This is a genomic window from Vreelandella stevensii S18214 (assembly GCF_000275725.1).
GTDB lineage: Bacteria > Pseudomonadota > Gammaproteobacteria > Pseudomonadales > Halomonadaceae > Vreelandella > Vreelandella stevensii.
The window spans coordinates 1-12,825 of the sequence record NZ_AJTS01000029.1 but is presented as its reverse complement, the minus strand read 5'-3'; the positions used below and the strand labels follow the sequence as shown (position 1 = coordinate 12,825).

Here is a 12,825-nt window from a genome sequence, read left to right as displayed (position 1 = left end):
GGAGATTCAGCATGTCACTACGCATTGGTATCAACGGGTTTGGCCGTATTGGTCGTCTGGCACTGCGCAGCCTGTGGGCGCGAGCCGCTGCCGACGAGGTAACCCTGGTGCGCATCAACGACCCGGGCGGCGATGCGGCGACGTTTGCTCACCTGCTGGAGTTCGACTCGGTACATGGCCAGTGGGCGCCGGGGCAGGGCATTGACGCTACCCCGGAGGCGATCACCATCGATGGCCGTACCATCGCCTTCAGCGCCCACAAGACGATTGCCGAAGGTGACTGGTCCGGGTGCGATGTGGTGATCGAATGCTCCGGCAAGATGAAAACCACGGAGAAGCTGCAGGCCTATCTGGATCAGGGGGTCGAGCGTGTGGTGGTCAGTGCGCCGGTCAAGGAGGAGGGCGTGCTCAACGTGGTGGTGGGCGTCAACGATCATCTGTTCGACCCCGCTACGCACCGCATCGTCACTGCGGCCAGCTGCACCACCAACTGTCTGGCCCCCGTGGTCAAGGTCATTCTGGAAACGTTCGGTATTCGTCATGGTTCCATGACCACGGTGCACGACATTACCAATACCCAGACGATTCTGGACGCACCGCACAAGGATTTGCGCCGGGCGCGCGCCTGCGGCATGAGCCTGATTCCCACCACCACCGGTTCGGCCAAGGCAATCACCGCCATCTTTCCCGAACTGACCGGCAAGCTGAACGGCCATGCGATTCGCGTGCCGCTGGCCAATGCCTCGCTGACCGATATGGTATTCGAGCTCGAGCGCGAAGTGACCGTCGAGGAGGTCAATCAGGCGCTCAAGATGGCCGCAGAGGGGCCCCTGAAGGGGATTCTGGGTTATGAGGAGCGGCCGCTGGTGTCTATCGACTATCGCACCGACCCGCGCAGTTCGGTCATCGATGCGCTCTCGACCATGGTGGTGAATGGTACGCAGCTGAAGCTCTACGCCTGGTACGACAACGAGTGGGGGTATGCCAACCGCACCGCTGAGCTTGCCTGGAAGGTGGGCAAGGAGCAGGCGCGCCGTGGCTGAGTCGCTCAGGGCACGCATCGGCGCACTGCCTTTCGAAGTGCGCCAGTACATGCTGATCACGGGCAACTACTGGGCGTTTACCATCACCGATGGGGCCCTGCGGATGCTGGTGGTGATGTACTTTCACCAGTTGGGTTACTCGCCGCTGCAAATCGCCATGCTGTTTCTGTTCTACGAGGCGTTTGGGGTGGTGACCAATCTGGTGGGAGGGTGGTTGGGCGCGCGGTTGGGGCTCAACCGCACCATGAACGTGGGGCTGGGGCTGCAGATCGTGGCGCTTGCCATGCTCATGGTGCCTGCCGGGATGCTCACCGTCGTTTGGGTCATGGCGGCCCAGGCGCTGTCGGGTATTGCCAAAGACTTGAACAAGATGAGCGCCAAAAGCGCGGTGAAAGTGCTGGTGCCGGCTGATAGCGCCAATGCCAACAGCGCCTTGTACCGCTGGGTAGCGATGTTGACCGGCTCCAAAAATGCCCTGAAAGGGCTGGGCTTTTTTGTGGGCGGCGTGCTGTTGACGCTGATCGGCTTTCGCGGCGCGGTGGTGGCCATGGCGCTGATGCTGGGTGCCGTGCTGGGGCTGTCGCTGTGGCGGTTGAAGGCTGACCTCGGCAAACAGAAGGTCAAGCCAAAGTTTTCCGAGATTTTCTCCAAGTCCCGCGCCATCAATGTGCTTTCGGCGGCGCGCTTCTGCCTGTTCGCCTCCCGGGACGTGTGGTTTGTCGTGGCCTTGCCGGTCTTCCTCTATGATCAACATGGCTGGAGCCACTGGACCGTGGGTGGGCTGTTGGCCGCCTGGATCATTGGTTACGGCGGCGTGCAGACCCAGGCGCCCAGGCTCACCGCACTGTTCCGTGGAGACGCTCGGATGCTCACGGCTGGCTGGGCCGCCGCGCTTGCCGTGCTCGCCATTCTGCTGGCACTGCTGCCCCTGGCACAGGTGGGGTGGCTGGTAGTGGGGCTGCTGGCCTTCGGCGTGCTATTTGCCGTCAACTCCAGCTGGCACAGCTATCTGATCGTCCACTATGCCCGTGCCGATGGCGTGTCCATGGACGTAGGCTTCTACTACATGGCCAACGCCATGGGCCGCCTGGTCGGCACGTTGCTCTCGGGGTGGCTCTACATGGCCTATGGTTTGAGCGCGTGCCTGTGGGTGGCGGCGGCGCTGGTGGCTGCCAGCGCGCTCATGGCACTGGCGCTGCCCAGGCAGGTGGCGTGATTCGCTCGCCTGGCGCTGGTCTGACGCTCACCCTGGGGAGTGCCCAGACCCTTGCCTGGGCATCCAGCTACTATCTGCCCGCCATTCTGGCGGGGCCCATGGCGCTGGAATTGGGGCTGTCCACTCGCTGGGTATTTGGCGCCTTCTCGGCAGCGTTGCTGCTGGTCGCCATGTTGGGACCCAGCGTCGGGCGTCTGATCGATCGCCAGGGCGGGCGCGGTGTGCTGATGGCCTCGAACGCCATCATGGCGGTGGGCTTGTTGGCACTGGCGCTGGCGCAAGGGGCGGTGACACTGGTGCTGGCATGGTTGCTGATGGGCGTGGGCATGGCGCTGGGTCTTTACGATGCGGCCTTTGCTACGCTGGGGCGGCTGCTGGGGAGTCACGCCAGGGCATCGATTACCGGCGTGACCCTGGTGGCAGGATTTGCCAGTACTCTTGGCTGGCCCATCACTGCCTTCATCGAGAGCGAGTGGGGCTGGCGTGCTGCCTGCGCCAGCTGGGCGCTTGCCCATGTCGTGTTGGGAATGCCCTTGAACGCTCGCTTGCCCAAGGCCGAGCGAGCGCTCTCCAGCGCGTCGAGCCCTGCGCCTGAGGCGCCTGAACGCCCGCGTTTTACCCTGCTGCTGCTGGCGTACGTGTTCGCGGCGGGCTGGTTCGTCTCCACGGCCATGGCCGCCCATCTTCCCAGGCTGCTGCAGGAGAGTGGCGTTTCTCTGTCGGTGGCGATTGCAGCGGCTGCTCTGGTGGGGCCTGCACAAGTGGCGGCGCGCATGGGAGAGTTCGTTTTGCTGCGCCGTTTTCACCCCTTGTTCGCAGGCAGGATCGCTACCACGCTGCATCCCGTGGGCGCCGGGTTGCTGACGTTTTTCGGCATGCCGGCCGCCGGGTTTGCGTTGCTGCATGGCGCGGGTAACGGCATGATGACGATTGCCTCGGGGACGCTGCCCCTGGCACTGTTTGGCCCGCAGGGGTTTGGCCGCAGGCAGGGGCTCATCATGATGCCCGCTCGGGCCTTGCAGGCCCTGGCGCCGCTGCTGTTTGGGCTGCTGATCGACCAGTGGGGCGCATCCGCGCTATGGCTGACGTCGCTGCTCATGCTGGCAGCCACGCTAGCGCTGCTGAGTATCCCGGCTCCCCGGCGTTAACGGGGCGCCATCCAAGAACAGCCGCCTGAATTTCCACCATCCTTCCACTCGTAATCGCAGGCCTTGCCAGGCAAGGGACGGCTCTATCCAGAGGCCGGCCTCTGGCAACTGATGATATTCGAAGGCCGATGTGTCGCTTGGCGCGCCCAGCTCTGCCACGGCGATATGTGCCGTCCCGCCACAGCAGCCATGACGTGGTGAACGGCGTACCGTCACCACGCCTCCGTGCTGCTGGATGAATGCCACGGCAGGGTGCTCCATCTCGATGACCTGACGCATGACGCTCCTGGCTGCCCATGCCGGGCCGTTAGGTGGGGGGATAGTAGACGGTCTCTCCGTCTTCCTTGGTAAATTGTGCAACAGGGTGGTCCAGGAGCGCCAATACCTGCTCAGATGGGCGGCATAATCGCGTGCCCTTGGGCGTACTGACGATGGGCCGGTTGATGAGCAGCGGGTGAGCCATCATGGCGTCGATGAGCTGGTCATCGCTCAACGTCGGGTCGTCGAGCTGCAGTTCATCATAAGGCGTCCCTTTCTGGCGCAAGAGCGCCCTGGGGGGCAGCTGCATCATGGCCAGCAGTGCCAACAGCCGCTCTCGGCTGGGCGGTGTTTCCAGGTAGTGGATCACCTGCGGTATTTCTCCCGATGCTTCGATCATGGCCAGCGTATTACGCGACGTGCCACACGCAGGGTTGTGATAGATCACGATCATGGCGGGGTCCTCATCAGGAGGGTTGGGCTGCAGGAAAATGCGCGCGCGTCTTATTGGCGATACGCACCAGGGCCAGCATGAGCGGCACTTCTACCAGCACGCCGACCACAGTGACCAGGGCTGCTCCAGACTGCAGGCCAAACAGCGCGATGGCGGCGGCCACGGCGAGTTCAAAAAAATTGCTGGCACCAATCATTGCTCCCGGCGCGGCGATATTATGCGGTACGCGCCACGCCTTGGCCCAACCATAGGCGATGAAGAAAATAAGAAAGGTCTGAATGATCAGCGGAACGGCAATCAGCACGATATGCAGCGGATTGCTCAGGATGACATCGCCTTGAAAAGCAAACAGTAAGACCAGCGTGACGATCAGGCCCATGGGGGTGACCGGGGCCAAGCGTTTCATGAACACCTTGTCGTACCATTCGGCGCCTTTTCTGGCCATCAGCGCTTTGCGAGTGACATAGCCAGCGGCCAGGGGAATGACGATGTAGAGCACGACCGAGAGCAGCACCGTGTTCCACGGGACCTGGATGTTCGAGATGCCCAACAGCAGAACCACGATGGGGGCAAAGGCAAACAGCATGATCAGATCATTCAGCGCTACCTGTACCAGGGTGTAAGCCGCGTCGCCCCGTGTCAGGTAGCTCCATACGAACACCATGGCCGTGCAGGGGGCGGCCCCCAGCAGAATCGCCCCGGCCAGATACTGGTTGGCCAACGCTTCAGGGATGAACGGGCGGAAAATCACCATGAAGAAGAGCCAGGCCAGCGCGAACATGGTGAATGGCTTGATCAGCCAGTTGACGGTGGTGGTGATGGTCAGCCCCTTGGGCTGACGGCGCACACCGGCGACCGCGCTGAAGTCGATTTGTGCCATCATCGGGAAAATCATCGCCCAGATCAGCACGGCGATGGGCAGCGACACCTGAGCATACTCAAAGCGCGCCAGGGTTTCCGGTACCTGGGGTGCCCATTGACCCACGGCGATACCGACCATGATGGCAATGGCCACCCAGAGCGACAAATAGCGCTCGAAAAGTCCCATGTCGGCGCTGCTGGGGGCGGCTGGCTGTGGCTGTGTCATGTTCACTCCTCGTTCAAATGGCGCGCTGGTTGACCCGTCGGGAGAGCTCTTCGGCACTCTCCTTGCGCTCGGAGTAGCGGTCGGTCAGCAGGTCGCTGCGCTCTCGGGTCAGCAGCGTGAATTTCATCAGCTCTTCCATGACGTCCACGATGCGGTCATAGAAAGGTGAGGGTTTCATGCGGTCGTCGTCATCGAACTCCATGAAGGCCTTGGGCACCGAGGATTGGTTGGGAATGGTCAGCATCCGCATCCAGCGACCCAGAATACGCAGCTGATTCACCGTATTGAACGACTGGGAACCGCCGCACACCTGCATGACTGCCAGTGTCTTGCCTTGGGTGGGTCTGACACCCCCCAGTGCCAGAGGAATCCAGTCGATCTGTGCCTTCATGATGCCGGTCATGGCGCCATGTCGTTCGGGGGAGCACCAGACCATGCCTTCCGCCCACTGGGCCAGCGTGCGCAGCTCTTCCACTTTGGGGTGGCTGGCATCCTCGGCATCGGGGAGAGGAAGTCCGCTGGGGTCATAGATGCGTGTTTGAGCCCCCATGGCTTCGAGCAGGCGCGCGGCTTCTTCGACGACCAGTCGGCTGAAGGAGCGTTTGCGTAGCGAGCCATACAGCAGCAGGATGTTGGGGGAGGGGAGGTCGTTGCTCGTCAACCCCAGGGATTCCGGGCTGGGAATCTTGAACAGGGCAGGGTCGAGGTTGGGTAAGGTGTCGAAGTGTGCCATGTGAAGGTCCGTTAAAACGATGTCCTTCATTATGGCATTGATATATGAATTTTCATATATCTTTTGTGGCAACCTCCACCATTTTGTCAGCCATGGTCCAGACGCGCTTCATTGCTGCCGCCATGAAGCGCGCTGTGAATCAGTCGATCAGCTCGACCGCCACGGCGGTTGCTTCACCGCCACCAATGCACAAGCTGGCGATGCCGCGTTTGCCGCCTTTCTGGCGCAAGGCATGAATCAGCGTAGCGATGATGCGTGAGCCGGTAGAGCCGATGGGATGCCCCTGGGCACAGGCGCCGCCAAACACGTTGACCTTTTCATGAGGCAGGCCCAGATCATCCATGGCCATCAGCGTGACGACTGCAAAGGCTTCGTTGATCTCGAACAGGTCTACATCATTGACGCCCCAGCCAAGCTTTTTCATCAGCTTCTCGATGGCTCCCACCGGCGCGATGGTAAATTCGCTGGGATGACGCGAGTGGGTGGCATGCCCTAGCATTCTGGCCAGCGGTTTGACACCGTGACGCTGTGCTGCTTCATGGCTCGATAAAATCAGCGCCGAGGCGCCGTCGGAGATCGAACTCGCATTGGCGGCGGTAATGGTGCCATCTTTTGCAAACGCTGGGCGCAGCTGGCGAATCTTGTCCAGTTTGGCCTGAAAGGGCTGCTCATCGTGGGACACCACGGTTTCACCTTGGCGGGTCGTCACCGTGACGGGCGCCATCTCGGCATCCAGGTCGCCATGGTTGGTGGCGGCCATGGCCCGTTCCAGCGAGGCAATCGCGAAATCGTCCAGCCGTTCACGGCTGTAGCCACGCTCGGTGGCCACCTCTTGTGCAAAGACCCCCATCAGCTTGCCGGTTTCGGCATCTTCCAGGCCATCGAGAAACATGTGGTCCTTCAGCTCACCGTGGCCTAGACGATAGCCGCCGCGTGCCTTGGTCAGCACATGGGGGGCATTCGACATGGACTCCATGCCGCCCGCCAGCACTATTGCTCCACTGCCCGCCTTGATCAGGTCATGGGCCAACATGGCCGCTTTCATGCCAGAGCCGCAGAGTTTGTTGATGGTCGTGGCACCATTGGCATCGGGAATGCCTGCCTGTCGCATGGCCTGGCGCGCCGGACCTTGCTTGACTCCGCCAGGCAGAACGCAGCCCATGATGCCCTCTTCGACGAGCGCAGCATCGATACCTGCTCGCTCGATGGCGGCGCGAATGGCCACGGCGGCCAGCTCCGGGGCGCTCAAGGTGGAAAGGCTGCCCATCATGCCCCCCATGGGGGTGCGGGTGGCGGATAAAAAGACGATGTCGGTAGCGTTACTCATGGCCTATCTCCTGATAGATTGTTGTGATTATCGTGCTGAGCGGCTAGCGATGCGTTGACCCGCTGGCGGGGCTGTGGTCTTCTCCTAGCTAACCAAGCAAGCGCTAGTGTAAATGACATGAATGTAATGAATGCCTCTCCTCGCCGCAAGGAATTGACGCGCTTAGCCGCTCAGCTATTCGTTCAAGAGGGCTTTGACCGCACCACGGTGCGCATGCTAGCCCAGGAAATGGGCATCAAGTCTGGCAGCCTGTTTCATCACTTCAAGGACAAGCAGGAAATTCTGGCAGCGGTGATCGAGGAGGGCACTCAGAACGCACTGACCATCGCCAGAGCGGCGCTACAGGCATGCCCCGATCAGCCAGAGGCGCGATTGCATGCCATGGCGCGCGCGCACCTCGATACGCTGTTTGCCGACCGTAATGCCCATGTGGTAGCGCTGTTCGAATGGCGTCGCCTGGACCCTGCGGCCAGCGCTCACTTGAGCCATTTGCGCGATGCCTACGAGGCCATGTGGGTCGAGGTGATCGACGATGCTCTGGCAGCAGGGCTCATTCATGGAGACCGCTTTCTGGTTTCCCGCTTTATTCTCGGTGCCTTGAACTGGACCGTTCGCTGGTACGATCCCAATGGCCCGCGCACCCCGGACGACCTGGCCGATGAGCTGGTCGCGATGATCCTGTCTCGATGATTTTTTCTCGATGATTTTTTCTCGATGTTTTTTTCTCGATAGTTTCTGGCCCCTTCTGGCTTCTCCAACCGCTGTCTGATCGACCAACGTCTAACCCTCTCGAGCGGCTTGCGGCTTGCGCTCTTGAGTAAATGCTTTTAGCGTTGAGATATTCGGTAGGCTTCCGTTAACGTAAACGGACAATAACACCAATACTACGTGGAATCCTGCCTGACCCAGTGCTCACGACCAACAACACAAGAGAGCCGTCATGACAGCGACATCAGCAGCAACCTCACTTCCCGCGTATTCGACATTTCTCGAGGATTTTTCAATAGATAGCGTCGTCGCCAGGCTGGATGACCACCACGATGGGTGCCTGAATGCCTACGAGGCTTGCTGTGGAAGGCACGTGCGTCAGGGCCGTGGTGATGTGCTGGCGCTGGTGCATGAAGATACCCAAGGCCAAACCCATACGCTGACCTATGCCGAACTGGAGCAGCAGAGTGGGCATCTGGCAGGGTGGCTGAAAAGCCAGGGGCTGGGGGAGGGGGACCGAATTGCCTGCATGCTGCCGCGCTCGGCAGCGCTGCTGGTGGCCGTGCTCGCCACCTGGCGGATTGGTGCGGTCTATCAGCCGCTCTTTACCGCGTTTGGGCCCGATGCGGTCGATTACCGGTTGGGCCGCGCGGATACCAAACTGGTGATTACCGATCATGCCAATCGCTATAAATTCGATGGCCTGAGCCAGTGCCCGCCGGTGCTGGCCGTGGGTGGCGCTACCCGCGAGCACGCTCAGGATCATGATTGGCAGGCGGCATTGACGTATACGTCAATTAGCGATACGCCGCCCCGACTGTCGCCGGACCAGCCGTTCCTGCAGATGTTTACCTCGGGGACGGTCGGCAAGCCCAAAGGCGTTGCCGTGCCCCTGTCGGGTATGACGGCCTTTGCGCTCTATATGGAGCTGGCGGTCGACCTGCGTGAGGAGGATCGTTTCTGGAACATGGCCGACCCCGGCTGGGCCTACGGTCTGTATTACGCCATTGCTGGGCCGCTGCTGTTGGGGGTAACGACACACTTTTGCGAAGCTGGCTTCAGTGCCGAAGGCGCGCTGGCGTTCATGAAACGTCATCAGATCACCAATTTCGCCGCCGCGCCGACGGCCTACCGCCTCATGAAGGCGTCTGGCCTGTTCGACGACGCTCACCAGACCCTGACGCTACGGGCGGCCAGCTCCGCAGGGGAGCCGCTCAATACCGAGGTGGTCACTTGGGTGGAAAAGTCGTTGGGCTGTCCGGTGATGGATCACTATGGTCAGACAGAAACGGGCATGACCTGTAACAACCACCACTCCCTGGGCCACCCCAAGCACGTGGGGGCCATGGGCGTCCCGATGCCTGGCTATCGTCTGGCCATTCTCGACGCCGAATACAACGAGCTGCCGCCTGGCGAGCCTGGCGTACTGGCAGTGGATATCAAGCGCTCGCCAGCCCACTTTTTCCAAGGCTATACCTGGCAGGAGAAAGACCCCTTCGTCAACGGCTACTACCTGACCGGCGATGTGGTCATTCGTAATGAAGATGGGTCGTTCCAGTTTGCTGGCCGTGATGATGACATCATTACCACGGCGGGCTACCGAGTGGGGCCAACGGATGTCGAGAATAGCGTCATGACGCACCCGGCGGTGGCCGAGTCCGCCGCCGTGGGGCAGCCGGATGAGATTCGTGGCGAAGTCATCAAGTCGTACATCGTGCTGCGCGATGGCTTCGAGCCCAGCGATGCGCTGGCGGAGGAGATTCGCCAGCAGGTACGCGAGCGGCTCTCTACTCACGCTTTTCCTCGGGTCATCGAGTTCGTCGATGAGCTGCCCAAAACACCCAGCGGCAAGATTCAGCGCTTCAAACTGCGTGCTCAAGCCGCCGAGCAAGCGCGCCACAACTCTTGATTTACAGGACATCATTCAGAGGAAGAGTGCCATGCAGGTAAAGGATCGTACGTTTTTGATTACCGGGGCGGCCTCAGGGTTAGGGGCGGCGACGGCAGCACGACTGGTAAAGGCGGGTGGGAAGGTGGTGCTGTGCGACATGAATGATCGTGTGGCGGACCTTGCCGAGCAATGGGGGGCTCAGGCGCACGCCTGCATCGCCGACATTACCTCCGCCGACGACATGCAGGCGGCGGTGAACAAGGCCGTTGCGCTGGGGGGCGAAAGCGGCCTTTCGGGAGTGGTTCATTGTGCGGGCGTGGTCAGCGTGGCCAAGCTGGTGGATCGGCAAGGCAACCCGGCAGATCTCGAGAGCTATGCGCGCACCATTCAGATCAATCTGGTAGGTACCTTCAATGTCATGCGTCTGGCGGCCGCCACCATGGCCAGCAATCCGCCAGACGATGGGGGTGAGCGGGGCATCATCATCAATACCGCATCGATTGCCGCGTTCGATGGGCAAGTCGGGCAGTGCGCCTACAGTGCCTCCAAGGCGGGGGTTGTGGGCATGAGTTTGCCTGCCGCCAGAGAGCTGTCGCGTCACGCCATTCGTGTCATGGCCATTGCGCCAGGGGTATTCGAAACCCCCATGATGAGCGAGATACCGGACGAAGCTGCCCAGGCGTTGGCCGCTGCGGTGCCTTTTCCCAAGCGTTTGGGCAAGCCTGACGAGTTCGCGCTGCTGGCCGAGCAGATCATTACCAACCCGATGCTCAATGGTGAAGTGATTCGCCTGGACGGCGGCATCCGAATGCAGTGATCGACGCTCAGTAAGCCCTGATGGATATCCTGCCCGTGCTTTTGGGGCAGGTTTTTTTATTTTAAAAACATGCCATTAGAAGGGTGGCGACCAAAGTTGTAGCCGGTTTTGCGGTTTAATTCAAACGACTGCTTGACTGTGTCGGGCCTGCGCGCTAATTTTCAAACACGTGTTTGAAAGTGTGTGCTGAGTAGCAGCCCTTTCATCCCCCCGTTTAGGAGAAGTGACATGCCCAGCTATCAAGCCCCCCTGCGTGACATGCGTTTCGTGATGAACGAAATGTTTGATTACCCCAGCCACTACGCGGCACTCCCCAACGGTGAAGAAGCGTCTCCCGATGTTGTCGGAGCGATTCTGGAAGAGGGTGCTCGTTTTGCTCGTGACGTGCTGCTGCCATTGAACCAGAGCGGTGATGAAGAGGGTTGTCTGCTGGAAGGTGGCGAGGTCAAGGCGCCCCGTGGTTTCAAGGAGGCCTACCAGCAGTATGTCGAAGGGGGTTGGCCAAGCCTGGCGGCGGACCCTGAGCAAGGCGGGCAGGGGCTGCCGCCTTCACTGGCCATGATGCTCTCCGAAATGATCTGCTCCACCAACCTGGCGTGGGGCATGTATCCGGGGCTTTCCCACGGCGCCGCAGACGCGCTGCGTCATCATGGAACCGAGGCGCAAAAGGCCACTTACCTCACCAAGCTGGTCGAGGGCGTATGGACCGGCACCATGTGTTTGACCGAACCCCATTGCGGTACCGACCTCGGGCTGATCAAGACCCGTGCGGTTCCTGCTGAGGGCGACACGTATCAGATCACCGGCACCAAGATCTTCATTTCTGCCGGTGAGCACAATCTGGCCGAGAACATCGTTCATCTGGTGCTGGCCAAGCTGCCGGATGCGCCGGAAGGCTCCAAAGGCATTTCACTGTTTGTCGTACCCAAGTTCCTGCCCGATGCCGAGGGTAATCCTGGGCAGCGCAATGGTGTCAGCTGTGGCTCTCTTGAGCACAAGATGGGGATTCACGGCAACGCAACGTGCGTCATGAACTTTGATGGTGCCACGGGCTACCTGGTAGGCGCGCCGAACAAGGGTTTGGCTTGCATGTTCACCATGATGAATGCGGCCCGTCTGGGCGTGGGGATTCAAGGGCTTGGTCTGATGGAGGCCAGCTTCCAGAACTCGCTCAGCTATGCCCGTGATCGTTTGCAGATGCGTGGCCTTTCAGGTGTTCAGGCCCCTGATAAAGCCGCCGACCCGATCATTGTCCATCCCGACGTGCGTCGTATGCTGCTGACCCAAAAAGCCTTTGCAGAAGGCGGGCGCATGCTGGTGCTGTACACCGCCCAGATGCTGGATGTGGTCGAGCATGGCGCAGCAGGCGAAGAGAAGGAGCGTGCCGAGACCTTGCTTGGCCTGCTGACGCCGATCGTGAAGGCCTTCCTGACGGAAGTGGGCTTCGAGTGTACCAATGAAGGCGTGCAGATTTTTGGCGGTCACGGTTTCATCAAAGAGTGGGGCATGGAGCAGTTGGTACGTGATGCGCGTATCACGCGTCTCTATGAAGGCACGACCGGTATCCAGGCGCTGGACCTGCTGGGCCGCAAGGTGCTGATGAGCCAGGGTGAATCTCTCAAGGTCTTCACCAAGGAGATTCACAAGTTCTGCCAGGCTGAAGCCGACAACCCTGCGCTCAAGGAATTCATCGAACCGCTGGCCAGGCTCAATGCCCAGTGGGGTGAACTCACCATGGGTATCGGTATGAAGGCCATGCAGGATCGTGAAGAAGTAGGGGCTGCCAGCGTCGATTACCTGATGTACTCCGGCTATGTCGCCGTCGCCTATCTGTTTGCTCGCGCTGCAAAACAGGCCGCTAGCGCACAGGGGGGTGAAGATGCCGCTTTCTACACGGCCAAACTGAATACCGCGCGTTTCTACTACCAGCGTCTGCTGCCACGTACCAGGGCGCACGCCGCCATGATCCAGGCAGGTGCCGGTAGCTTGATGGCGATTTCCAGCGAAGATTTTGGCCTGGGCTTCGAGATCTAAGCCCACGCCTTTGCCAGGCACTCTCTGGTCAGGGTACTGATCGGTGGTTTGCGGCAGGTTTGCCCTCGGGCATTACCTGCCGCTTTTTTATCTCGACTATTTTGAAAAC

General features: G+C 60.6%; 12 protein-coding genes. 7 read left to right on the top strand and 5 right to left on the bottom strand.

From position 1 onward, the window contains the following. Positions 1-11: 11 nt before the first annotated feature. The 3 genes from HSS18214_RS0105605 to HSS18214_RS0105595 are packed head-to-tail and all read left to right on the top strand — an operon-like array spanning position 12 to position 3,407. Positions 12-1,043 (top strand): ArsJ-associated glyceraldehyde-3-phosphate dehydrogenase, encoded by a 1,032-nt coding sequence (locus HSS18214_RS0105605; protein ID WP_016914323.1) that lies wholly within the window; start codon positions 12-14, stop codon positions 1,041-1,043. After that, positions 1,036-2,259 (top strand): organoarsenical effux MFS transporter ArsJ, encoded by a 1,224-nt coding sequence (gene arsJ / locus HSS18214_RS0105600; RefSeq protein WP_016914322.1) that lies wholly within the window; start codon positions 1,036-1,038, stop codon positions 2,257-2,259. Before HSS18214_RS0105605 ends, arsJ begins: the two co-directional genes overlap by 8 nt. Next, complete coding sequence (locus HSS18214_RS0105595) at positions 2,256-3,407, top strand: MFS transporter (protein ID WP_026001750.1); 1,152 nt, start codon at positions 2,256-2,258, stop codon at positions 3,405-3,407. The genes arsJ and HSS18214_RS0105595 overlap by 4 nt, the downstream gene beginning before the upstream one ends. Here HSS18214_RS0105595 and HSS18214_RS0105590 read toward each other — a convergent pair. From HSS18214_RS0105590 to HSS18214_RS0105570, 5 genes are all read right to left on the bottom strand, one after another. After that, a complete protein-coding gene (locus HSS18214_RS0105590; protein ID WP_026001749.1) occupies positions 3,372-3,686 on the bottom strand; it encodes a CC/Se motif family (seleno)protein in 315 nt (104 codons plus the stop codon). The two genes, HSS18214_RS0105595 and HSS18214_RS0105590, sit on opposite strands and share 36 nt — an antisense overlap. Before the next feature lie 28 nt (positions 3,687-3,714). Continuing rightward, entirely contained in the window at positions 3,715-4,119 is a 405-nt protein-coding gene (arsC, locus tag HSS18214_RS0105585) for an arsenate reductase (glutaredoxin) (RefSeq protein ID WP_016914320.1), read from the bottom strand. 13 nt (positions 4,120-4,132) lie between these two features. Then, entirely contained in the window at positions 4,133-5,206 is a 1,074-nt protein-coding gene (gene arsB, locus HSS18214_RS0105580; protein WP_016914319.1) for an ACR3 family arsenite efflux transporter, read from the bottom strand. A 13-nt stretch (positions 5,207-5,219) separates the two neighbouring features. Next, on the bottom strand, positions 5,220-5,939 hold the full coding sequence (gene arsH / locus HSS18214_RS0105575) for an arsenical resistance protein ArsH (protein WP_016914318.1): 720 nt from the start codon (positions 5,937-5,939) through the stop codon (positions 5,220-5,222). A gap of 139 nt (positions 5,940-6,078) precedes the next feature. Then, positions 6,079-7,266 carry an acetyl-CoA C-acyltransferase gene (locus HSS18214_RS0105570; RefSeq protein ID WP_016914317.1) on the bottom strand — a complete coding sequence of 396 codons (1,188 nt, stop codon included), beginning with the start codon at positions 7,264-7,266 and terminating at the stop codon, positions 6,079-6,081. A 126-nt stretch (positions 7,267-7,392) separates the two neighbouring features. Between HSS18214_RS0105570 and HSS18214_RS0105565 the strand changes: the two genes are divergently transcribed. From HSS18214_RS0105565 to HSS18214_RS0105550, 4 genes are all read left to right on the top strand, one after another. Further along, positions 7,393-7,956 (top strand): TetR/AcrR family transcriptional regulator, encoded by a 564-nt coding sequence (locus tag HSS18214_RS0105565; RefSeq protein WP_016914316.1) that lies wholly within the window; start codon positions 7,393-7,395, stop codon positions 7,954-7,956. A 250-nt stretch (positions 7,957-8,206) separates the two neighbouring features. After that, positions 8,207-9,883, top strand: coding sequence for an AMP-binding protein (locus HSS18214_RS0105560; protein ID WP_026001748.1), 1,677 nt, complete (start codon positions 8,207-8,209; stop codon positions 9,881-9,883). 31 nt (positions 9,884-9,914) lie between these two features. Continuing rightward, entirely contained in the window at positions 9,915-10,682 is a 768-nt protein-coding gene (locus HSS18214_RS0105555; protein ID WP_016914313.1) for an SDR family NAD(P)-dependent oxidoreductase, read from the top strand. Between the two features lie 228 nt (positions 10,683-10,910). Beyond that, positions 10,911-12,716: an acyl-CoA dehydrogenase C-terminal domain-containing protein gene (locus HSS18214_RS0105550; RefSeq protein ID WP_016914312.1), complete on the top strand. Its 1,806-nt coding sequence runs from the start codon at positions 10,911-10,913 to the stop codon at positions 12,714-12,716. The last annotated feature ends 109 nt before the right edge of the window (positions 12,717-12,825 follow it).

Coding starts and splice junctions, on each gene's coding strand:
- HSS18214_RS0105590 (WP_026001749.1), bottom strand. CDS start 3,686: ATGCGTCAGGTCATCGAGATGGAGCACCCTGCCGTGGCATTCATCCAG.
- arsB (WP_016914319.1), bottom strand. CDS start 5,206: ATGACACAGCCACAGCCAGCCGCCCCCAGCAGCGCCGACATGGGACTT.
- HSS18214_RS0105605 (WP_016914323.1), top strand. CDS start 12: ATGTCACTACGCATTGGTATCAACGGGTTTGGCCGTATTGGTCGTCTG.
- HSS18214_RS0105550 (WP_016914312.1), top strand. CDS start 10,911: ATGCCCAGCTATCAAGCCCCCCTGCGTGACATGCGTTTCGTGATGAAC.
- arsC (WP_016914320.1), bottom strand. CDS start 4,119: ATGATCGTGATCTATCACAACCCTGCGTGTGGCACGTCGCGTAATACG.
- HSS18214_RS0105565 (WP_016914316.1), top strand. CDS start 7,393: ATGAATGCCTCTCCTCGCCGCAAGGAATTGACGCGCTTAGCCGCTCAG.
- HSS18214_RS0105560 (WP_026001748.1), top strand. CDS start 8,207: ATGACAGCGACATCAGCAGCAACCTCACTTCCCGCGTATTCGACATTT.
- HSS18214_RS0105570 (WP_016914317.1), bottom strand. CDS start 7,266: ATGAGTAACGCTACCGACATCGTCTTTTTATCCGCCACCCGCACCCCC.
- HSS18214_RS0105555 (WP_016914313.1), top strand. CDS start 9,915: ATGCAGGTAAAGGATCGTACGTTTTTGATTACCGGGGCGGCCTCAGGG.
- arsH (WP_016914318.1), bottom strand. CDS start 5,939: ATGGCACACTTCGACACCTTACCCAACCTCGACCCTGCCCTGTTCAAG.